General features: G+C 41.8%; 18 protein-coding genes and 1 pseudogene. 8 read left to right on the forward strand and 11 right to left on the reverse strand.

What is annotated here, in order from left to right; genetic code table 11:
• Positions 1 to 56: 56 nt before the first annotated feature.
• A complete protein-coding gene (locus UYK_RS0112155; protein WP_009459002.1) occupies positions 57 to 3,050 on the reverse strand; it encodes a PAS domain-containing protein in 2,994 nt (997 codons plus the stop codon).
• 417 nt (positions 3,051 to 3,467) lie between these two features.
• On the opposite strand from UYK_RS0112155, the pseudogene UYK_RS24210 reads away from it, so the two are divergent.
• From UYK_RS24210 to UYK_RS0112170, 3 genes and pseudogenes are all read left to right on the forward strand, one after another.
• Positions 3,468 to 3,796, forward strand: a pseudogene (locus UYK_RS24210) (hypothetical protein).
• A 340-nt stretch (positions 3,797 to 4,136) separates the two neighbouring features.
• On the forward strand, positions 4,137 to 4,907 hold the full coding sequence (locus UYK_RS0112165) for a pentapeptide repeat-containing protein (RefSeq protein ID WP_009458998.1): 771 nt from the start codon (positions 4,137 to 4,139) through the stop codon (positions 4,905 to 4,907).
• A 140-nt stretch (positions 4,908 to 5,047) separates the two neighbouring features.
• Positions 5,048 to 5,674, forward strand: coding sequence for a TenA family protein (locus UYK_RS0112170; protein ID WP_026086445.1), 627 nt, complete (start codon positions 5,048 to 5,050; stop codon positions 5,672 to 5,674).
• A 6-nt stretch (positions 5,675 to 5,680) separates the two neighbouring features.
• Here the strand turns inward: UYK_RS0112170 and UYK_RS0112175 are convergent, their stop codons facing one another.
• The 5 genes from UYK_RS0112175 to UYK_RS0112195 all read right to left on the reverse strand — a co-directional run bounded on the left by UYK_RS0112175 (position 5,681) and on the right by UYK_RS0112195 (position 10,647).
• The gene (locus UYK_RS0112175; RefSeq protein WP_009458994.1) at positions 5,681 to 6,883 is read right to left on the reverse strand and encodes an LL-diaminopimelate aminotransferase; all 1,203 of its coding nucleotides are present in this window, start codon (positions 6,881 to 6,883) and stop codon (positions 5,681 to 5,683) included.
• Positions 6,884 to 6,979: 96 nt separating this feature from the next.
• The gene (locus UYK_RS0112180; RefSeq protein ID WP_009458992.1) at positions 6,980 to 7,309 is read right to left on the reverse strand and encodes a thioredoxin family protein; all 330 of its coding nucleotides are present in this window, start codon (positions 7,307 to 7,309) and stop codon (positions 6,980 to 6,982) included.
• 243 nt (positions 7,310 to 7,552) lie between these two features.
• Positions 7,553 to 8,347: a PspA/IM30 family protein gene (locus tag UYK_RS0112185; protein ID WP_016871476.1), complete on the reverse strand. Its 795-nt coding sequence runs from the start codon at positions 8,345 to 8,347 to the stop codon at positions 7,553 to 7,555.
• A gap of 277 nt (positions 8,348 to 8,624) precedes the next feature.
• On the reverse strand, positions 8,625 to 9,329 hold the full coding sequence (locus tag UYK_RS0112190; RefSeq protein ID WP_026086446.1) for a PspA/IM30 family protein: 705 nt from the start codon (positions 9,327 to 9,329) through the stop codon (positions 8,625 to 8,627).
• A 73-nt stretch (positions 9,330 to 9,402) separates the two neighbouring features.
• Positions 9,403 to 10,647, reverse strand: a complete 1,245-nt coding sequence (locus UYK_RS0112195) for a hypothetical protein (RefSeq protein WP_009458986.1) — start codon at positions 10,645 to 10,647, stop codon at positions 9,403 to 9,405.
• A 169-nt stretch (positions 10,648 to 10,816) separates the two neighbouring features.
• Between UYK_RS0112195 and UYK_RS0112200 the strand changes: the two genes are divergently transcribed.
• The gene (locus UYK_RS0112200) at positions 10,817 to 11,374 is read left to right on the forward strand and encodes a DciA family protein (RefSeq protein ID WP_009458985.1); all 558 of its coding nucleotides are present in this window, start codon (positions 10,817 to 10,819) and stop codon (positions 11,372 to 11,374) included.
• A gap of 475 nt (positions 11,375 to 11,849) precedes the next feature.
• On the opposite strand, the gene UYK_RS0112205 is transcribed toward UYK_RS0112200, so the two are convergent.
• From UYK_RS0112205 to psbP, 5 genes are all read right to left on the reverse strand, one after another.
• Positions 11,850 to 12,818: a hypothetical protein gene (locus tag UYK_RS0112205; RefSeq protein ID WP_009458983.1), complete on the reverse strand. Its 969-nt coding sequence runs from the start codon at positions 12,816 to 12,818 to the stop codon at positions 11,850 to 11,852.
• 22 nt (positions 12,819 to 12,840) lie between these two features.
• Positions 12,841 to 13,767 (reverse strand): hypothetical protein, encoded by a 927-nt coding sequence (locus UYK_RS0112210; RefSeq protein WP_009458981.1) that lies wholly within the window; start codon positions 13,765 to 13,767, stop codon positions 12,841 to 12,843.
• Positions 13,768 to 13,902: 135 nt separating this feature from the next.
• Entirely contained in the window at positions 13,903 to 14,559 is a 657-nt protein-coding gene (locus tag UYK_RS0112215; protein ID WP_009458979.1) for an Npun_F0813 family protein, read from the reverse strand.
• Positions 14,560 to 14,792: 233 nt separating this feature from the next.
• A complete protein-coding gene (locus tag UYK_RS0112220; RefSeq protein ID WP_016871478.1) occupies positions 14,793 to 15,386 on the reverse strand; it encodes a Maf family protein in 594 nt (197 codons plus the stop codon).
• Positions 15,387 to 15,526: 140 nt separating this feature from the next.
• Positions 15,527 to 16,069, reverse strand: coding sequence for a photosystem II reaction center PsbP (gene psbP, locus UYK_RS0112225; protein ID WP_009458976.1), 543 nt, complete (start codon positions 16,067 to 16,069; stop codon positions 15,527 to 15,529).
• A gap of 688 nt (positions 16,070 to 16,757) precedes the next feature.
• On the opposite strand from psbP, the gene UYK_RS27560 reads away from it, so the two are divergent.
• The 4 genes from UYK_RS27560 to UYK_RS0112245 all read left to right on the forward strand — a co-directional run bounded on the left by UYK_RS27560 (position 16,758) and on the right by UYK_RS0112245 (position 21,677).
• Positions 16,758 to 16,880 carry a hypothetical protein gene (locus UYK_RS27560; protein ID WP_016871480.1) on the forward strand — a complete coding sequence of 41 codons (123 nt, stop codon included), beginning with the start codon at positions 16,758 to 16,760 and terminating at the stop codon, positions 16,878 to 16,880.
• A 747-nt stretch (positions 16,881 to 17,627) separates the two neighbouring features.
• The gene (locus UYK_RS0112235) at positions 17,628 to 18,329 is read left to right on the forward strand and encodes an acyltransferase (protein WP_009458975.1); all 702 of its coding nucleotides are present in this window, start codon (positions 17,628 to 17,630) and stop codon (positions 18,327 to 18,329) included.
• Positions 18,330 to 18,917: 588 nt separating this feature from the next.
• Positions 18,918 to 19,034 carry a photosystem II reaction center protein I gene (locus UYK_RS25045; protein WP_009458972.1) on the forward strand — a complete coding sequence of 39 codons (117 nt, stop codon included), beginning with the start codon at positions 18,918 to 18,920 and terminating at the stop codon, positions 19,032 to 19,034.
• Positions 19,035 to 19,199: 165 nt separating this feature from the next.
• On the forward strand, positions 19,200 to 21,677 hold the full coding sequence (locus UYK_RS0112245; RefSeq protein ID WP_009458971.1) for a DUF3769 domain-containing protein: 2,478 nt from the start codon (positions 19,200 to 19,202) through the stop codon (positions 21,675 to 21,677).
• Positions 21,678 to 22,097 lie beyond the last annotated feature (420 nt).

Raw genomic sequence — 22,097 nt, forward strand, 5'->3', positions numbered from 1 at the left:
CGTGCCTTGGTGGTGAAAAATCACAACCACTAAGACTCCAAGACACAAAGAATTTTTTAATTATTTTTTGTGCGACACAAATCTGCGATCGCTAACAATAATTGATCTATATCGACTGGTTTGGCAATGTGGGCTTGGAAACCTGCTGCTAATAGTCGGGAGCGATCGCTATCTGCAGCGTAGGCAGTCAATGCGATCGCTGGGATGTTTCCACGCTGTTCTGGAGGCAGGGTTCTGATTTGCTCTATCAAACTGTAGCCGTCTACCTCAGGCATGCCGATATCACTGATTAATAAGTCATGCTGCAATTGTGCTAAGGCTGTGAGAGCTTGGTTTGCTGAACTAGCAACAGTTACTGTTGCTCCATATTCTTTTAAACAATAATCAAGAAAATTGCGTGTGTCTGGGTTATCGTCTACTACTAGTATCCGCAGTCCTGCGAGGTAGGAGGAGGTAAGTTTGTTTGATTGTTGTTCTGTGTCTTTTTCTCTACCTTCTCCTTGTTGTTCTATGAGGGGCAATTTTACGGTAAATGTGGCTCCTTGTCCTTCTCCTGGGCTATCGGCGGTGACGACACCGCTGTGCAATTCGACTAGATGGCGGACTATTGCTAATCCTAGTCCTAATCCCCCAAATTTTCTAGTGGTACTGCTATCTGCTTGGCGAAAGTATTCAAAGACGTGGGGTAGAAATTCGGAAGAAATACCCATACCTGTGTCTGTGACTGTGATTTGGGCGTAGCGGTTTTTGTGATGGGGTGGTGGGGTGGTGGGGTGGTGGGGTGATATTGTTCCCCCCATCTCCCCATCGTTGACTACTTCTAAGCGCACTTCTACCCTACCGCCACTGGGTGTAAATTTAACTGCATTGGAAAGTAAGTTGCCAATGACTTGCTGCAAGCGATTTGAGTCGCCCTGAACGAGAATGGAAGATGTGGAGAAACTTTTGCTTACATTCCCCTTTGTCTCCCTTGTCCCTGTGTCCTCTGCATCTGGAGGTATGTACTCAAGTTGAATTTTTTTGGTTTGTGCGGCTAGTTGCACGGTTTCTAATGCGGCATCAATTACTGTTGTTAGGTTGACGATGGCTAAATTGAGGCTGAGTTTACCTCGGAGTATGCGGGAAACATCTAGTAGGTCATCAATTAGTTGAATCTGTAGTTTAGCATTGCGTTCGATGGTGTCTAAGGCACGATCTGTGGCTGTTGGATCTAGCTTGCGATTTCTGAGTAATTTTGTCCAACCAAGAATGGGGTTGAGGGGCGATCGCAATTCGTGAGAAAGAATGGCTAGAAACTGATCTTTGACGCGGTTAGCAGCTTCTGCTTCTGCACGGGCTGCTTGTTCCAACTCTAACAGGTGAGCGCGTTGTTGTTCTATTTGTTTTTGGTCGTGAATATCAGTACAAGTGCCAAACCATTTGATAATGTTTCCTTGATTGTCTGTGAGGGGATAAGCTCTCACTAAATGCCAACGATATGTGCCATCACTGGCTCTTTTGAAACGCTGTTCGTTATCATAGGGAGTTCCAGTTTGCAAAGATTGTTTCCAGCGTTGTATGGTAGTTGGTAAGTCGTCTGGATGCAGTACTTTGTGCCAACCAGTTCCCACAGTTTCTTCGAGAGTAAGCCCCGAATATTCACACCAACGCTGATTTGTATAATCAGTCAAACCTTGGGCGTTGGTTGTCCAAACCATTTCGGGAATACCTTCACTCAGCATTCTGTAGCGTTCTTCGCTTTGACGTAGGGCTTCCTCTGTGTGTTTGCGCTCAGTAATATCTTGGGCAGTACCCATCATCCGCACTGCTTTGCCTGTGCGATCATACAAGCATCGACCTTTGGCTGCGATCCAACGTAAACTACCGTTAGGCCAAATGACGCGGTACTCAACATCATAATCAACCTTGCCTTCCAAAGTTTGCATCACTGCTTCATGGGTAAAGTGGCGATCATCTGGATGCAGAGAATTAAGAAATACCTCGTAGCTTATTTGTGTATTAGATGCAAGTCCAAACAGTTGCTTGCATTTGGCAGTCCATACTAATTCGTCGGTGGTCAGATCCCAAAACCACATTCCTAACTCTGCTGCTGCGGTGGCTAGGCGAATGCGTTCTTCACTTTCGCGTAAGTCTGCTTCTGTTTGTTTGCGATCGCTGATATCAGTGGTGATGCCAACTATCCTGATAATCTGATGACTATGATCTCGAACTGCTAATCCCCGGTCTTCTACCCACAGATAGTAACCATCTTGATGACGGACTCGATACTGGGTGCAAAAACGGTCTCCCTGGGCTAGACTTTCTGTAAGTTCCTGTTCGGCTTGTGGCAGATCATCAGGATGAATAAGTGATCGCCACCATGCTGAGGTTGGTTCAACTTCGTCTAGCGTGTAACCCAAAAGTTCAGTTAAACCTTGAGTTCTGTTTACAAAATCACTTTTCTTATCCCAATCGTAAATTAGGCAATTTGCAGCCGCAGCAGCTAGTTCAAATCGTTCATTACTTTGCCGTAAGGCAGTTTCTGTACGCCGTCGCTCTGTAATATTTGGATTTTCTTTTAAGGCAGTTGCTAAAGCAACTTCATGCATTTCTAAAACTGATTCTAGATTTGATGTGACTGTAATCTCAGTAAAAGTTGTGACAATACTATAAGGTTTAGTTTTTCCTGGTAAGAACAAAGGTTGTGAGTTCACAAGTAGCCAGACAAGCTCACCATGGGGCTGATACAATCCCATCACAACATTCAAACAGGATTTACCTGTGGTAAGGGCAACCATAAATGGATGATTTTCCTGAGAAAAAGGAGAACTATCTACATTAATGGCTTGCCACGGTGCATCCAGCCAATTACGCCCAATGAGCTGCTCTGCCGTTAGTCCTAAAATCCGCTCCGATTCAGGGTTACAGGCTTGAATGCGACCATCGGCAAGCTGAAGCACCATTGCTCGCTCTTGGTCTTTGCTCATCGAATGCGTGAATTGTTCCGGGACTTGCTGCCAAGACAGCTTGCCATCAGCCAATGATTGTAGAGATTGCTCAAAATCTGGCATTTTTTATCCAATTGGAAAAATATACAAAATTTTAACTAAATTTATCTCTGAATGAGTTAGATTTTATGACAAAATCTTCTATCCTTAGAAGAATGATAGGTATTCTTTACTATTTATCTATTTTCAAAATTAGATTAGCAATTACTGGTTGGTAGGGACTGGTTTTGGTAAATATTTCATTATCCCAGCCTCTAACTATCATAAGCTAAATCAGTCTGTACATTAGTCATTTGTTTATACTTGTTGAGAAAAATCTAGCAATAAAGAGCAACAAGTCATTATCTATTGGCTACAAACTACGATATTTATACCAATGTACATAAACTGAGATTACTCCTGGCGAAGGAGCAAATCAAGATTTTGATTGACTACAGTGGTCATAGTAAGGAATCAATAAAAAACACAAAAATTTTTACTATGAAAGACCAAAAAGAAAATCAAATCAATCAACCGGTAAGTGAAGATTGGCATTCCCAGGAAGAGCCAAACGTCAAGGAAATAAGTTTAACAGCAAATCCAGGCGATCGCATTGCTGATGAACCTCAAACAATCGAAGAAAAAAGTCAACAAGTCGCTGTTGATTCTCCTGACATCACAGGAGACCACATCAAAGTTCCTACCTACTTTATAGTGGAAGAGCCTGATGGTGAAAAAAAGCACTCCACCATGTTAAAGATGCAGAAGAAATTTCTGATGTCATTCGACAAGCAAGAGTAGATGAAGAAGGTAATAGAATCTGGTGGTAGTTTAGCAATATTAAACCAAGGTTTCTAAGGGGAAAGGTTAATGAGTAAGGCTTTTAGCTCTTCAATTTCCCCTTTATTTTATTGCAATAAAATTCTGTTTATTTAAACATTAAATATTTAAGTTATTAAGGCTAATGTTTGTAGATAAAAACTTTAGCAATAGAGTAAATTACTTTGATTTGTAAGAAAGCCTTTTGTGCGAATAGCCCCTCTCGTCTGATAGGACGGGGTGAGGTTTCATTCTAAAGCTGGGGTTGGCCGAAAAAACTCACCTGAAGTATAAATGTGTCTACGGTAAGGTTGAGTATTCAATATAAGTAACAAATATTGCCACACCAATATGAAAAGCCAAATCCTAGCTATAGCAACATTTACAGCTTCAATCAGCTTTCATCCAACTGTCTTAGCTGCAAATTCAGAACACATCAGACAGTTATTAGCCACTAAGCAGTGTCAAAACTGTGACCTTAGCGGTGCGGGGTTAGTGATGGCTGATTTGAGTAAGGCAAATCTTCAAGGAGCTAATCTTAGTGGTGCTAATCTCAGTCGTGCTAACTTAAGTGGTGCGAATTTAGCTGGTGCAGACTTGAGCGGTGCTAGTTTATTTGGTGTAAATCTAAGTGGTACTAAGCTGACAGGGGCAATTCTCATGGGTGCAGACTTGAGAAGTACTTATCTAATCAATGCAGATTTGACTGGTGTGAATCTCAACGGCGCTAACTTGCAGGGCGCTTATGGTATCCCGTTACAAATTGCTAAACCAGAGGAATTTTATGCTTGGGGTGTTGCAGAAGTGCAAAAAGGTAATCAACAACGGGCGTTAGAATATTTTAATCAAGCGATCGCACTCAAATCAGATTATGCTGGTGCTTACTTGGCTCGTGCAGTGGCTCGTTATCAGCTCTTTGATAAACAAGGTGCTTTTCAAGACGCCCAAGCCGCAGAAAAACTGTTTACTAATCAAAACGATGGTGATGGAATACGAACAGCACAAGCTTTTATCAAACAACTACAAACGCCCCAAACAGCGCGGTTAGATCCTGGTAAACCCAGTTTTATGGACTTTTTTGGAAGTGTGACTTCATTGTTGCTTCAGTTTCTGCCTTTTTAAGTAGAAGCGGAGGTGGGGAGGACAAGGGAGACAAGGAAGAAAAAGCAACAACTAACCACTAACTAATGTACAGACGTGCCATGGCACGTCTGGTACAAAAACCAACAATCAACAACCAACCAGCAACCAACAACCAACAAATGACCATTTCTAACCAATTGTGGGAAGCAAATCAAGACATAGCACAAGCTTGTTTACTACATCCTTTTGTCCAAGGGATTGCTTATGGTACGCTGCCATCAGCGAAATTTGCTTACTATGTGGGGCAAGATGCTTTTTTCTTAGAAGCTTTTGCCCGTGCTTACAGTGTCGCCGCAGCGAAAGCGCCTGATTGGGAAGCATTTATGACATTTCATGATTTAGCTGCTGGTGTATTGCAAGAACTACGGCTGCATGAAGGCTATGCTACTAAGTGGGGAGTTGATTTACGTTCTGTACAACCAGGCGCAACAACACGTCACTATACAGACTTTTTGCTAGCTACTGCTTGGGGTGGAGATGTGGGTTTAATTACGACTGCTATGTCTCCCTGTATGCGTCTATATGCTTTTTTGGGAGAAAAATTGGCTGAAGATGGCATTGGCGAGCATCAATACACAGACTGGATTCGTACTTACAGTAGCTCAGATTTTCTGTCATTAGTGCAACAGTTAGAAAGTCTAGTGGATCGTTTTGCAACTGCTTCTACTCCAGTCCACTCGACTTATCGCTATGCCATGTTGTATGAGCAAGAGTTTTTTCAAGCGGCATGGCAATTTGGGGAGTAAAATTAGCTATAGGAATTCAGCAATTCTACTTACAGCAGTTTCTAGTATGGGTGGTTCATGTACCAAGGCAAAGCGGACATAGCCTTCTCCAAATTTGCCGAAACCTGCACCGGGAGAGATAGCCACTCCCGTGTTTTCAACTAGTTGGGTACAAAATTCCATAGAATTTTGACTCCACGGTTCTGGTAACTTTGCCCAAACATACATTGTGGCTTTGGGTATAGGAACATGCCAATCAATGCGATGTAAAGCATTAACGAAAGCATCCCGACGCTGACGAAATTTCTCAACTGAAGTTTTAACTATATCTTGTGGTCCCACTAAAGCAGCGATCGCACCGTTCAGAATACCACGATATTGGTTAAAATCAACTGCTGCTTTCACTTGACGCAAAGCATTAATCAATTTAGGATTCCCAATTGCGTAGCCAATCCGAAAGCCACCCATGTTATAAGACTTGGAAAGAGTAAAAAATTCGATTGAGACGGTTTTTTCTGGATCTGCTTGGAGAATCGAAGGGACAAGAGATTTGCGATTGGGGATTTCTCTGGAATTTCCTATTTCTTTTTCCTCAAAAACTAAATCAACGTAGGGGAAATCGTGAACAAGAATGAGGTTGTGTTGCTGACAAAAGGCGACAGCTTCTTTAAAGAAAGAGAATGGGGCGATCGCGCTGGTAGGATTGTGTGGATAGCTTAACACCATCATCCGTGCTTGTGCTAAGACAGGGGCGGGAATGTCAGCAAAAACTGGTAAAAAATCATTTTCTGCTCGTAGTGGCATTGGGTAAATTTGACCACTAGCTAAGTAAACTCCGCCAGCATGAGAAGGATAACCCGGATCGAGTAAAAGAGCAAAATCCCCTGGGTTAAGGACTGCCAAAGGTAAATGGGCAGTGCCTTCTTGAGAACCGATCAGTGGTAGTACTTCTGTTTCTGGATCTACAGCAATGCCAAATTTTTGCTCGTACCATTGGGCAGCAGCTTGACGGAAAGCTTGCGTGCCATGAAATAACAAGTAACCGTGGGTACTGTGATCATACAGAGACTGGGCGATCGCATCCACTACGTGTGATGGGGCTGGCAGATCCGCAGATCCTAAAGATAAATCGATTAATCGCCGTCCAGCAGCCAAAGCTTTAGCTTTGGCTTTATCCATCTCGGCGAATACGTTGGATTGTAGGGGTTGTAACCGTTTGGCAAATTCCATTGTAGTCAAGTGTCAAGTGTCAAGTGTCAATTGTCAAGTGTCAGTGGTCAATGCCTTTTGACGCTGGACTATTGACTATTGACTTTGGACTATTGACTAGTTTAAGTGAGTATCTAGGAAACTAATTAATTTCTCCTTACCCATGACTCCTTCAGCAGATGCCAAGATATTGTTACCTTGAATAAGCCTAATAGCTGGAACCCCTTCTACCTGGTATTGCTTAACAGTAAGTGGATTGGGGTCGATTTCCATTTTTACTACTTTTAAGCGATCGCTATAAGTATTAGCAGCAAGATTCACTAGTGGACTCATCAATTGACAAGGACCACACCAAGAAGCCCAAAAGTAAACTAATACTGGCTCCTCGGCTTGCAAAACTTCGGTTTCAAACTCAGCATCAGTTATGGTTTTGACACCCTTACTCATTCCAGTCTCCTAATGGTGGTATCGTTATCAGCTGACACACAAAATTACTCTATCCCAAAGTAGTCAATCATCCATAGTCAATATTCAATAGTTCTTCCTGACTATTAATTATTGATATTTATTAACAAACACATGTTGACAAATACACAAAATTTTGGCAACAAATTTTTTTCAATAAAACCTTGACGCAAAATCCCACATCCAAAAAGGTGTGGGATTAATTTCAAAATTATGATCAAGGTGTTACATCTGGTCTATTTGCTTGCGTAGCGCTTCTAACTCAGCATCAACCACTTCATTGTTAGATGTGGAAGTATTTGCTTGCTGTGTGTTAGTGGTAGATTCTTGGGGTGGTAGTGCTTGTTGATTTGGAGGATTGGCAGGAGCAAGGGAAGCTTTCAAAGCAGCCAATTCATCGTCAACGTCGCTGCTAGATTCCAAAGCCGCAAATTGGTGTTCTAAGTCTGAACCAGCCAACTCAGCTGCTGATTGAGCGCGGGCTTCTTGCATCAAAACTTTTTCTTCCATACGCTCAAACGCTGCCATCGCTGAGGAGGTATTCATACCGCGTACCATACCTTCGAGCTGCTCTTGAGCTTTAGCAGCAGTGATCCGAGCTTTGAGCATTTCTTTCTTGGTTTTAGCTTCAGAAATTTTGCTTTCTAGCTGGATGAGGTTTCGCTTGAGACTTTCGACTTGAGCGGTTTGCTGTTCTAAGCTGGCTTTGAGAGCATTTCCTGACTCGGTAAAAGTCTTTTTACGCTCCAAAGCTTGACGTGCCAGATTTTCATCACCTTTTTGCAGGGCGAGTTGAGCGTTACGTTGCCATTTGTTTATTTCATTTTGAGCATCGTTGTATTGTTTTTCGGTGCGTTTTTGAGCCGCGATCGCCTGAGCTACTCCCTGGCGTAGCTGAACTAAGTCTTCCTGCATTTCCAGGATCGCTTGTTCTAGCATTTTTTCGGGATCTTCGGCTTTACTTACTAAATCGTTGAGGTTGGCGCTGACTACTCGCCTAATGCGATCAAATAATCCCATAACTTTGTTTTTCCTTTGAGAGATTTACGCGCGACTTTGGGAAGTTAGCTTTTTTACTCTACTTATTTAAATTTAATCTTTTCGGAATAATTCAGTTCTCCTAATTTAGTATTAGTACATGTATGGGCTTTACGCATCACAGCTCCTCAAAAACAGAAGTCAGAAGCTAGAAGGATTAAAATTAATACTTCATACTTCATTCTTCACATTTCACACTTCATCCTTTAGACCCTTATTCTTAAGATATGCTTTTAACTTGCAAATTGCCCAATCTCGGTTAATTCTCACTTTGGGGTAATTGTTGTGGTGATGATTGTGTATTTCCTTGACTACTGGGTAATTGTGCTTTCATCTCTAACAGATCAGCATCTACTTCCGATTCTAGTTTTGCAAATCGTTTTTCTAATTCATCTGTTCCTGTAACGGCAATTGCTTCTTTTTGTGCTTCTAGTTGTAGAACTTTTTCTTCCATGCGCTCAAAAGCATTCAAGCTGCTTGTTCCAGAAACGCCTTCCAGCAATTCTTGCAATTTGACGCTCGCTTCAGCAGAACGAGCGCGAGCAATATACATATCTTTTTTAGTTTTGAGTTCAGTAATTTTTAGCTCTAGCGATCGCATATCTTTTTTGAGTCTAGCGACAACACTGCTTTGCTCTTCTATTTGATGAAGAAGGGCTGTGGCTGTTTCTTGGTAAGCGCGACGTTTGGTGAGGGCTTCCCGTGCTAGAGTTTCGTTACCTTGTTGTAATGCTAATTGGGCGCGACGATACCATTCAAGAGCTGCGGATTGGGCTTGCGCTGCTTGCCGTTCTGTACGTTTTTGGCTAGCGATCGCCGCGGCTATAGCCTGGCGCAGTTGCACCAGATTATCCTGCATTTCCAAAACGGTTTTTTCCAGAACTTTTTCTGGATCTTCCGCAGATCCAACTAAACTGTTGATGTTAGCACGAATTACCTGCCCAATCCGGTCAATTAGTCCCATCTCGCCCTCCATCTACATTGTCACGGTGGTTTTGCCTACACCCCTATTTTCCTACACCCCATCTTCAATCAGGCTACTCTACTTTGGCTGTAATTCCTTTGCTTTGTAAAAATTGCATCTGCTTTTTAACTTGTTCTTTGGTTTTGAAAGCTCCTAGATAAATCGCTTTTTTATCTTTGGATAAATAAGCATCAGGAACTACTTGCCGTACTTTAGCCAAGCTTTTTTCATCTTGATTATCTGTAAATATGTGAAAGAATCCATCTCTCGATGGTTTTATTCCTGGATCATCGATATTTTGCAGAGTTGGAGTTGGAGTGGGGGTGGCGGGGGTACTAGCAGCAACAGTTGGTGATGGAGTTGGGGAGAATGTCGGTTGCGCCTCCATAGTCTCAATAGTGTTTTTTGTGGGTGCAACTGTCGGATTTTGAGTAGCAATTGGAGTAGATACAGCTATGGGTGTTGGCTTAGGTTTTGGTGTTAAAGCAACAACATCATTGGGGTCTTTGACTTCTGGAAATTCGCTATTTGCGAGATTGGGAAATTTGGGTATGGGTGTCAGTTCTGGTTCAGCAACTGTGGTGGTTACTGGTTGGTTGTTGGCGGTTGTTGTTTGATTGTCAGGAGTATTTTTTTTAAATAAACTGCCAAGGCTCAAATTTGGCAAACTTTTTGGATTAAAGACTGCATAACCAAGGCTAAGACTCGCCATCAACATCAACAGCATCGAGCCTATACCCAAAGGCGAAAGCAGACTGTCATTGGAATTATTCCGCTTTTGGGTTGGTGATTGTTCTTCTGTCAAACTTCGCAGTAGCGCTTCTGATGATTCTAAATAGTCATCAGGTGGTTTGGGGTTGCTTTCGGGCTTAACGAGATTGTCACTTTGATTTGTTTTAATGAATGCAGGCACAATACTGGCAGAATTGGGTGCAGGTGTAGAGGGCATTTTGGAAGTGTACTGTTGTGCAGTTTCTTCCTGGATCGGTCCTGGAAGCTGTTGTGTCTCTGGCTTGGGTGTTGATGGTACAGTGGTGGAAAACTGGGTTAAGGATATTTCCTCACTACTGTTGGTAACTGGTGATGGGATTTTAACTTCCGTTGTTGGAGTAGCTGTTATCTGTTGGAATTTACTACTGGTGGAAACACCCATACGAGTTTGACTAAGTGTCTTGTATGTGAATCGTGTGCGCCGATAACGTGCCAACTCTTGATCTAGTTGCACTTCTAAACTCGCCAGTGCTGCTGCAAGTACTGGCTTTAATTCAGGCGTTTTGGAGGATTTTGCACCCGTATCTACTAGAGGGTTTTGACTCATTGCCTATTTGCCTCAAACCTAGACTGCCCGATTAATCACAAGGTAAACTAAAAAAGCCAATTGCGATCGCTAATTGCTTTATTTATTAAAATAGTTGTACCAACACTATTGTAAATTTGCATATATTTAATGCATCAACCAAATTGAGTTGGGACACGCATTAACTAGGATGTCGTTTAAATCTATTAATGATATTTTATGTCTTCTGCAATTAGAGACGAAATTACAGGAGCAACCTTTTCAACGTTTGCTCAAGTGTTGGTCTGAAGTTGTAGGAACAACAGTAGCAGCTCATGCTCGTCCATTGTCTCTTCAGCGTGACGTGTTGCGGGTGGCAACTTCTAGTGCAGCTTGGGCGCAGAACTTAACTTTTGAACGCCAACGACTACTTGTCAAGTTAAATGCAGTACTACCGACTCCGTTGGTAGATATTCGCTTTTCGACTGCTGGCTGGCATTCTGCTAAACAAGTTGATCAGCCACCCAAGTTATCTGCACCACTTCAACATCCCAGTTACCTTGGTAAAGAATTTAGTATAGAAAATGATGTGAAGTCTACTGCCAGTGATGCGAATACGGCTTTTGCAGACTGGACAGTGGCAATACAAGGGAGATTACAGGGTTTACCCCTTTGTCCGAACTGTGAATGCCCCACACCCCCTGGTGAACTCCAACGTTGGGGGGTTTGTTGTTTGTGTGCCGCCAAAAAGTTTTCTCAAAAAGAATGAAGGCGATCGCACCACATAGACGCGTTAGCAGTGAGTCGGTGCGGTGGACTCTTTCCCCGGCATAAAGGAGCGACTGCGGGAAACCCCGAAAATTATAGCACGTGGCGTCACCTGGCGTACACCCATAGACGCAACAGCGGCTTCCGCAGGGTAGGACACAAAGGACACAAAGATTGGTAGGGATTGGTGATTTTTGTTGGGTCATATGAAAGTACAACCCTTGTGTCCTCCCGTTTCGGGGGTAAAATCTTACTCCCTCCCCGTTTCCTACGGTGTACTATGAATCCTGGTTTTCCCCCACCCTAACCCTCCCCTTTACAAGGGGAGGGAGCTGGATCTTTTGTTTCCCCGCGATATTGGGAATTAAGGGGGGTAAATCCAACTTCTGTGTACACGCTAGCGCTGTTTTGTTTAGGGTTGGGCAGGGGTTCTTTTTATTTGCGCAAGAGGGGTCTATCATTGTTTAACTGATGACTCATTGCTGAAGTGAAGACAAAGAGTAAACCTGACCATCAATTAACAGCCGGGTGATACCTTTGGCTTGGAGGTGGTAGCGGGCCTTATGCAACATTCTGCTATCAGGAATTTTTACCACGCGATCGCGTTTGGTAGAAAAGCGCTTTGCGACTCGGTGATTATCAAACACTGGCAAAGTTCTTTCTTGGGTTTCTGGACTGGGAATATATCCCAAGTCGCCAAACTCTCGCAGTGGTCTGGTGATCAATTCTGAGGAACGATCAATCACTAAATAACAGGTTCTGGGTAAACTAGCTGCTGATAATGGTAAGACTTGTACAAAACTGTCACCTGTTCTGGCTCTTGCTACTAAACGTGGTCGTTCTCGATATTCTTCTTCCTCGAACTCTTCATCATCAAAGTCTTCTTCTAGCTCCTCATCTAAATCTTCTAACTCTTCTGACTCGTCTAGCAAGTCTTCACCCAGCATCTCCGCGATCGCTTTAGTATCTGTATGTACATCTTCGAGCAGCGGACTTGGGATATTTGCGATTTCTTGGGCTTGAGGTTCTAAAAGTTCTAATTGTTTGACGACTGGTGGTGCAGTCTCTTTGGCTGCTGAAGAACGCCGCTTGACTCTCCTACTATTGGAGGTGGAATCAGTCAAGTCAGCTGCAACCACAGGAGTAGGTTGCTCTTGTTGCAGAGGAGTTACCTCCTGCTGTGGTTGCTCCTTAATCTCTGGCTGTGACTGCACAAAGGACGGCAGGTGATCATAACTTACCTGTGCTTTGCCTTCAGGAGTTCTAGCAGCACGCTTTAACGAAACAAGGTATTCGTACTCATCTTCTGGTAGAGTACTTTTGAGTAAGCGACTAATAGTCGAGTTACTCACGTCATAGCGTTCTGCTAAAGTAGAAGTTGTTTCAGCAGTTTTACGGTATAATTTCAGGATTTCTTGTTTATCCGATTCTGTTAGTTTTCTCACGGCAGGACACCAAAAAAATTTTTTAACTACGTTTTCTGACTCGTTCTCGACGGGAACGGCTTAATGATGCGTCGTGTTCCAAGACAGCACCCATACCAAATAAAACTCCACTCCAGACCCAAAACACTTCCAGTATTTCTCCACTTTGATAATTGGGAATCGAATTTGTGGCGTATTTATACCACATATCTGCAATGTAGAGCGAAAATGCCGCAGCTGCAATCATACGCCAAGAAAGAGAAACTCGTCCGCCCCAAAAAGCCAGCAGTAGAGTAGTAGCGATAATTAACAGCAATACGTCGCTGATCACGTAAAACCAATTTAAAGCAGAAGCAACAATTTCTAACCCAGGAGAATATTGGGCTTGGACTGCTGCGGTCTGTGGTTGATTGGAAATTAGCCATGCCAACGCACTGCCAAAGGCTCCTATTGCCAATACTATTATCCACTGTGAAGTTTCTAAATTCAGTCGCCTAGAAGCCACTGCTAAAACCATACCGACGCCCAGCAACAGATATGTTATTACAAAAAATACATCACCTAATGACGGAAAAGGTTCTTCTTTTAAGACAATTTCCGTATACCCAAAAAATATCCCTCCCAGGAAATAAGAAAGCATACCAATACCAATTGCCAGCCAAACGTTGCGATCGCTAACAATTTGCTGACTGCGCCAATTCCTTAGACATAAAATACTAGCAGATAGATAAGCCATTGCCTCAAAAACATTTGTGCCAAAAACATACCAATCAGCACGCCTGAGGCAAGTTGTTGCTTCCTGGGCTTTTGCGCTCAGTTTTGCTACACAGTCTGCTCCTACTGGAACCTTGGCACTAAACAATAAAAAATACAATAGTGCCAGTACACCCCAACCTATGCTAGCCAAAATAATGTTTTGAGTGGTGAATAAAGATTTAGAACCTTGAGATTTGTTGTAAACGCTACTCATAATCCTTGACCATGACAGAGTATTCTACAATGTTTTTGGTTCGCAAGATTACGGGATAAACGCCATATGACAAGGGTTTTGCCAATTAATTTGTGCAGCTATCCAGAATCTCACGTCAATAAACACTGATATACATTAATGCCACAGTTTACTCAGTGGAGACTGATTTAGCCAACTGATGAATAGCGATCGCTCTCCTTCGGGCATATCTTGTAATTTATCAGCTACGGGATGGGCAAAGTTGGTATTGCCAAAATAGGCTTTTCCTAACCGATGCAGATCTTGCAACAAGGTGATAACATGATGTTCTTGCCAATTAGGAACAGGGACACTCAGCGGATCGATTTCGAGTAAGTATTTGATTCCCTCCGGGGACGACACCTGAGGAAACTGCCACTGTTGCAAGGTTTCGGCCATTTCTTTCTGAAATACGGCAGCTTGTCTAGCACCCAAAAAGTCTTCAATGTCCATGTACACAGCTTGCAACAGCAAAATACTAGCTTGGATAAAAATACCAATTTTGCTATGACTACCTGTGTCACTACCAAGCTGATCTAAACGAATCTTACCCCAAACGCTAAAACGTTCCGGTTCTTCTAGCAAAATACAAGCTTTACCTTTGTTATCCGTCAAGTCTCTCCATAAAGCCTTGGCTTCTTCTTCTTGGCTAGCTTTAAAGACGCTTATTAATCTGAAGGTCTGCCCCTGATAATGGAGAATTGGTACTTGCTGATCCCGTTTTGGGTGCTGAATGGTCGATATTTCAACATCCTGCCTTTTAAGAATAAACATGACACTAGCAGATAACTCCTCACAGGGGCATTGTTATTAACAGTTATTCAGTGATCAGTTATCAGTTTTATGACTGGGTATAAGTCTCCTACCATAAATCTGATAACTGCGGCTGGTACTGTTCGCTGATTTAATATGGCAGATATCATAACCTTATTAGTTGTTGGTTAGTGTTTGATTGTTGGTAGTTAATTTTACCCAAAAACAAACAACTAGCAACTAACAACAAATTACTAATTCCAAAAATCTGCCACCTCATACCCCAATTCCTCTAGCATCCGCCGTAGTAGAGGTAAACTGAGTCCAATCACATTACTGTGACAACCTTCGATTTTTTCCACAAATAAACCACCACGCCCTTCCAAGGCAAAGGCACCAGCACACTTGAGGGGTTCACCCGTGGTAATGTAGGCGTCAATAGTGCGATCGCTGAGTTGGGCAAAGTAAACTCTTGTTACTTGATGCTTGACTAAAATGTTTTGATGTAAATTATCGATCAAAGTATGACCAGTATATAAATCACCAAAACTTCCCTGCATTACCCGCCAACGTTGGCGCGCTTCCTCAGCATCTGTTGGTTTACCGTGGATCTCACCGTTAATGGCTAAAACTGAATCACAACCCATAACTAAAGCTGATTCAAACCGAGGCGCTACAGTTTCCGCTTTTCGTTGAGACAGAATTTCTACTAGTTGCGCCGGATCACTGATTTTCACTTGCGACTCGTCAAAATCACTGGGGCAAACTATTGGTTCGATACCAACAGTTTGTAACAAGCGGCGTCGCGCCGCAGAAGCAGATGCCAGTACAAAGGTTGGAATGCCCATAGTTTAGGAGGGGGAGGTGGGGAAGGTGGGGGAGTGTGAGGAGTGGGAAATAACTACTAACCACTGTAGAGACGTGCCATGGCACGTCTCTACAACCACTAACTACTAACAATCGACCACCAACCACTAATAATCAACACCTAATATACAGAAAAAGAATCAACAGACTCCTCTATCGCATTTTTGACTTTTCGCCAGCGTTTTTCTGGTACTGAGGCATTAAATGTAAAAAGCTTACCTCGACTGGTGGCAACACTAGCGAGGTTATGTCTTTGTTGCTTATTGGGAAGCGTAATTAAATATTCTAATTTGTAATATATTTTGCCGTCAGATTCTACTTGCTCTGCATTGACTAATTCTGCTGTCCGTCCTGAGCCTTCGGGAGCAAGGGCATTTTTGGCCAGCTTGTATCCTACTTCACTTGGTGTCCCTAATTCTGGTAGACTTTTCGCTTCTGGTACTGGACTAATTACCACAGAAACATTCTCACTAAATTCTATTAAATCGTGGAAGACCACATCTGGGCCATCGGTCACTCTAACTTGCACCCAGCCGTTAGGATATAAAAATTGATAGCCATCACTAGTGTCTACAAAACTTCTGAGAGCGGCAGACGCTGTACCGTAGTTAGTAAAGCTAAAGCTCAACACTAGTAACAAAATTACTGCAATTCGTTTCCACATTTGTTTCAATTCCTTTGGCTCGGAAGCAACACAAAGCAAGTATCATTTGTCGTTTTTCATTCTCCCACGGATGCTAACAACTTACGAACTGCGCTGGTTTTAACCTGGTACAATACCAGAAAACATTCAATTTTGGTTTGAACAACATTGTCTAGTTCTGTCTTCCCAACCACAAGAACCACCTTTTGCTGATCATGCCCGTATATTGGAGAATCTTCAAACAACAGCCAATTGGATATTGAGTAGTTATCTGGAACAGAGGTTATTAGCTGTTGATTCTTATGCTTACCCAGTTTGGTTAGCACCAGTTATTGGTTAATAGCACAGGTGCGTTTCTCTATCAGTGCTTGCTTATTATGTGCTGTCTTGAGAATTTGCCTAAAATCATCCATTAAATTATAAGTAATTTGACACAACCTTTAAGTAAAAATTTTTACTTTGTTGCCGATAAAAATATTTTGTACAAAATCTATCTTTAGCAAGAAGTAAAATTTTGTTTACTCATGTATTGGAACAAAAGCCATTTAAATACTTAATTGAAATTTTATCAAACCTCAAAAAAATTAAATTAATCTTTTTATTGCATAACTGGTAAAGAAATTATGTTATAGATTAAGTAAGGCTAGTAATTTTATATTGAAAGTTTACAAACCCAGTTTAATTTGTCTGCGATTAACCCACGTCCATCATGATTAAAGCAGCACACTACAAAAACTGGCTGCAAGAAAGCCGTTATAGGAATCGAGGAAGCGCTTATGTGTTTGCACTTCGATTCAATGTGATGGCTGAAGTTGGAGAATTTCCACCCTAGTTGTTGTGGTTTCAGGTAGAGAAAGTTTTTGAGCAATCTAAGCAACTTTACATTATCGTTGATGAAAAACGCAGACTTTACATTGACACACAGAAGTTTCAACGAATGTAGTTTGCTCAAAAGAGTGCTTGATTAACTAAATATATTGGGGAGATTATAGCTGTTTAGCAGAAGATAGCGATAAATCACACTTTATATTCTTACTGCTGTGTAAATCTCCGGTTTTACCCAAAAAACTAAATATTAGCCTATTTCAACTATCAAGTTTGAAATCTGAATTAGTTTGATGGTTGTGTGAGCAAAACTATCCTACTGGCTGGTCAATATTATTTAGGCAATGCTCTTTTGATTCTGATAGCTGTGAGAAAACACAACAAAATATCAAGTTAGCTCTAGCTACTATTTAGTAGTTATGAAAATCTGAGCTTTACTGAGTATTAGTTTGACAGATTATTTTTGTCTACTAGCAAGCTTGAACTTGATATTAAATGTAGGTGAAACAAGTTAACTTTTGTGAAATTTAGTTTCTTGTTTGGTAACACTAACTAAAGTGATTGATCGTCATTAATTTCTCGATGTATTTTTGTTTGTGGCAATAAAATATACCAAAAGGATTATTTATTTTGTGTGACCTGCTAAACAAATTTCAATTTATGGCAGATTTTTGGCAGGATCACAAAAGCTATAGTAGTGGGGACTACAGAAAATTATTCATTAATTATCTTAAGCGTAAGGACTGACAAAATTATGAATCAAAAATCTTTATCAAAAGTGCAACGTTTGAAAGAAGTTTTATTAATTAATCTGCTAGGAGAAATACCAACAATAGCTTTTGGACCTCGTTTAAGGAAACTGTTTTATCGGTTTATTTTCTCTCGGATAGATAAGTCAGTCTATATTCAAAATGGTGTCGAATTTATAGGTGCAAGTAAAATTGAACTTGGCAGTGATGTGCATATTTTTAAAGGTGTACGTATAGACGTTAAAGGTGAAGATAGCAGAATTACTTTAGAAAAAGGTGTCGCCCTTGAAAAAGATGTAACGATTGGTGCTTTGGACAACACCTGCGTACAAATTGGTGAAGGTACATTTATTGGTCCTGGTGTATGTATTACTGGTCCGGGAGATATCACAATCGGCAAACGCTGTTTAATTGCTGCCCATGTGGGAATATTTGCTAACAATCATAATTTTGCAGATCCGACAAAATATATTGCAGATCAAGGTATTAGCCGCCAAGGAATAGTTATAGGAGATGATTGCTGGTTAGGGCATAATGTTACAGTGTTGGATGGAGTGACAATTGGTGAAGGTAGTGTTATTGGAGCAGGGGCAGTTGTTAATCGAGATATTCCTCCTTATTCCATAGCGGTGGGAGTACCTGCAAAGGTAATTAAAAAAAGAGGTATGAAGGAATTGGTATTGAACCAGCAAAACGTGAAAGAGTAAGCATTATTCAAAGTAATAAAGTCAAAAGTTAGAAAGTTGTTCTTTTTACTTTTGGCTTTTTGCTTTTTGATTTGTTCTGTTGGATAGGAAGTTCAACGACAAACTTTGTACCTTTAGTTACGTTAAAAATTTGTTTTTGAACATCTTCCGACATTCCTAGTCCATTATCAGCGATCGCAATTTGGATCGAATTAGAATTAATCACTGAAGTCCGAATGTGAATCTGGCTGGGATTTACTTGTATTGGCGTCAGAGTCCGCTGCTGATTATGCTCCTCGATCGCGCCACATAGCATTCGCGAGGATATTCATGAACACCTGATTGAGTTGTCCAGCTACCCATTACCCAATGCGGCGTTGCGACTGGAAACATCTGCTGTACGTAAACGTCTGCTGACTAAGGCGCATCTATTAAGAAGTCAGTTCATTATGGAGATATTGGCTTACACTCAGTTATGTTGCGGAGTTTATCTTTGCAATTTCTGCCAGTGTTCTCCAAAAAAGGGATGAGATTTGGGTAAGATAAAGGAGCTATCTGAATCTGTATAGCAGATACGGAAAGCTTTTCATATCCAAGGGAGATATCTCGATGCTGACTTTAAAAATCGTTGTATATATTGTTGTTGCCTTCTTTATCACTCTGTTTGTGTTTGGATTTTTGTCAAACGATCCTGCTCGTAACCCTGGTCGTCGGGACTTCGAGTAAGATAGAGGGCGAATTATCCATTACTGCTGCAAGGCAAAACACACTAGACGCTGTTGAGGCGGCTTGCTGAAAGTTAAACAGAAAGTGAAAGTCGGAAGGTAAAAAGCTAAGTTAGTCCTTCCGGCTCTTAATTTTGGCTATTTGTTTGCTAGATTGTGCTGAAACATGCTTCATTCCGTTCTGCCGCCCGAACCACCTGCCATAGTTGAACCGTTATTAGCAGAAAATTTGCCAATCATCGCTGCAAGCGATCGCCAATTGCATTCAAGGGGAGAACAGGCGAAAGCAGAAACTTTACAGCAACAACCATTTAATTCTTCACATCAGCCTGTAACTGATCAGTCATTTACAGTCAAAACGCCCACAATCCCTGCACCAGAAAGTTTTCCAGCCGAATTTTCGCCTCTAAACATTACTGAAAACAGTGCAGATCTGCTAGGGGAACCCTTATCTATTGGTTACTCCCAACAAGAGCCACAGATTACTCAAGACACTAACAACAGTAGTCAAAAACGGCAAACTCAACAGCAAATTGTTCAGACAATCAAAAATAGTAAGAACCGATCTCAAAAAAAATCTCAGTTATTGGCTGAGCAACTAGTCCAGTCTAAACAGAATCATACCACTGCTAAAAATTCCCAGACTTCTAGCTCAGCACCGCAACCAATCAAAATCAAATTCCGTACTGCCAATCAACAATCAGCCACTAACAACCAACTATCAACTATAGAATTTAAAACTCGCAACCTCACTAGTCAAGCTCCACAACCAGCACCTACACCGACAACACCAGAAACAAGGAGAGTTGTAGAAGTAATAGCCGATACCCAAGAGTATGACGAACAGAGGCGGGTAGTCACAGCAGAAGGCAATGTTGTTGTGCGCTTTGATGGGGCGGTGGTGGACGCCGATCGCATTCAAGTTAGTTTAGACAATTTAATTGCTGTAGGTGAAGGAAATGTTGCCTTAACCAGAGGCGACCAAGTACTACGTGGGCAGCGATTCACTTATAATTTTGTTCAGGACACCGGAGAATTATTAGCTGGTCGTGGTGAGATTTTTATACCCACAGCCCAGGAAGATTTTGCATTTTTGCCCACCGATGTCACAGCGGGCGGAGTACCAGCACGTCCACCCAGCGATCGCATCAGAGCTAATCAACCGTTGACTGGGGTGAGTAGCCCAGGGGGAATTAACTTTGGTATTGGTGGTAGAACAAATGCCACAAATGTACCCAGACCCGAACAGGGAGGACAGGTGCGGCGCGTCCGCTTTGAAGCTGCACGTATTAATTTTTATCCACGTGGCTGGCAAGCATCAGATGTCAGTCTCACCAATGACCCCTTTTCACCCCCAGAATTGGAATTGCGGGCAGATAAAGTCACATTGACACGAGAATCTCCTTTACAAGACCGTGTTCGTACTGAAAATCAGCGTTTAGTTTTTGACCAGAATTTAAGTATACCCATTCCCAGAAATGAGCAGGTAATTGACCGCAGAGAACGAGATGCTACGCCTGGGTTAGTTTCCTTTGGGTTTGATGGTGATCAGCGTGGTGGTGTATTTGTAGAGCGCAGATTTGAACCGATAAATAGAGAAAATGTGAGTTTTAGTATTACACCTCAGTTTCTCGCTCAAAAGGCTGTGCAGGAAGGTGTTAGCAACGTTCCCGCACTCTTTGGTTTAAGAACATCCCTTGATGCTACTTTGAGTCCAAGAACAACGGTTGAAGGTTCGGGGACACTAACTAGTTTTGACTTGACCGACATTGAAGATAATCTGAAGGCAAGTTTGCGGTTGCGTCAACAAGTCGGTGATAATCGCAACCCGCACAATGTGACATTGGAATATAGTTATCGCGATCGTCTCTACAATGGTAGTCTTGGTTATCAAACTGTTCAAAGTAGCTTTGGCGGTGTCGTTACTTCCCCCATCATCCCTCTGGGTCAAACAGGGTTAAACCTCAGCTACCAAGGAGGGGCTCAATATATCACCGCCAATACTGATCGTGAAGACTTGCTAGAACCAATCCGGGATAATAACCGTGTCTCCCTTGGTCGTCTCCAAGCCAGTGCAGCCTTGAATGGAGGCTTGTTACTATGGCAAGGTAAACCTCTACCACCCACTGCTACTGAGGGTTTACGATACACGCCTAACCCTGTAGTTCCTTACCTACGAGCATTTGGCGGCTTGACTGGCACTACTAGTTATTACACAAACGGGGATAACCAAACTACATTGATCGGCACAATTGGCTTAGAAGGGCAAATTGGTCATTTTTCTAGGTCTTTTCTAGACTACACTGCTTTTAATATTAGCTACTCTCAAGGTCTTGATAGTGGTGAGTCTCCCTTCTTATTTGACCGTGCTGTTGATACCAGAACCTTGAGTGCGGGGATTACACAACAAATTTATGGGCCATTTACTTTTGGTGTTCAAACATCAGTTAATTTAGATACAGGAGAATACACCAGCACCGACTTTATTTTACAGTACAGTCGTCGCACCTACGGAATTACCCTGCGTTACAATCCAGAGCTAGAATTAGGTGGCATTAGCTTCCGCCTTAGCGACTTTAACTGGACTGGTGGCACTAATCCATTTTCTGAAGTTAGGCCTGTTGTGGGTGGTGTGTCTGAGTAATACCAATTTTGGATTTTAGATTTTGGATTTTAGATTGGAAGTCTTTCCTATGAGAAGTTGCAAGGGTCATATCCCCGAATTTTTAAAAAAGTCGGGGAACTTGTAGCACATCAAAATTAGTGTGGCAAACTACTAGTAATCATCTGCTAATATCCGAAAAAACTCAATATCTATAAAGAATTTGTATAAGAAAAAAGTGCTAAATAGATGTGTATTAATGCAATAGAAAAATTTTTATTGTAAAAATTAAAACTATAAAATTTCCATTGCTGCCAACAAGCCTAAATTTCTAAATTTCTTTGTGAGTAAAACAAAAATGCTAAAAAATAGCTAGTTGTGCAGGCTATAATTACGATAACAATCAAGTAAAAATACTGAATAAAAATACTTTTACAGATATATATTAGTAACAATAGATTT

Origin of the sequence: Fischerella thermalis PCC 7521 (assembly GCF_000317225.1) — a bacterium.
GTDB classification, from domain to species: Bacteria; Cyanobacteriota; Cyanobacteriia; order Cyanobacteriales; family Nostocaceae; genus Fischerella; species Fischerella thermalis.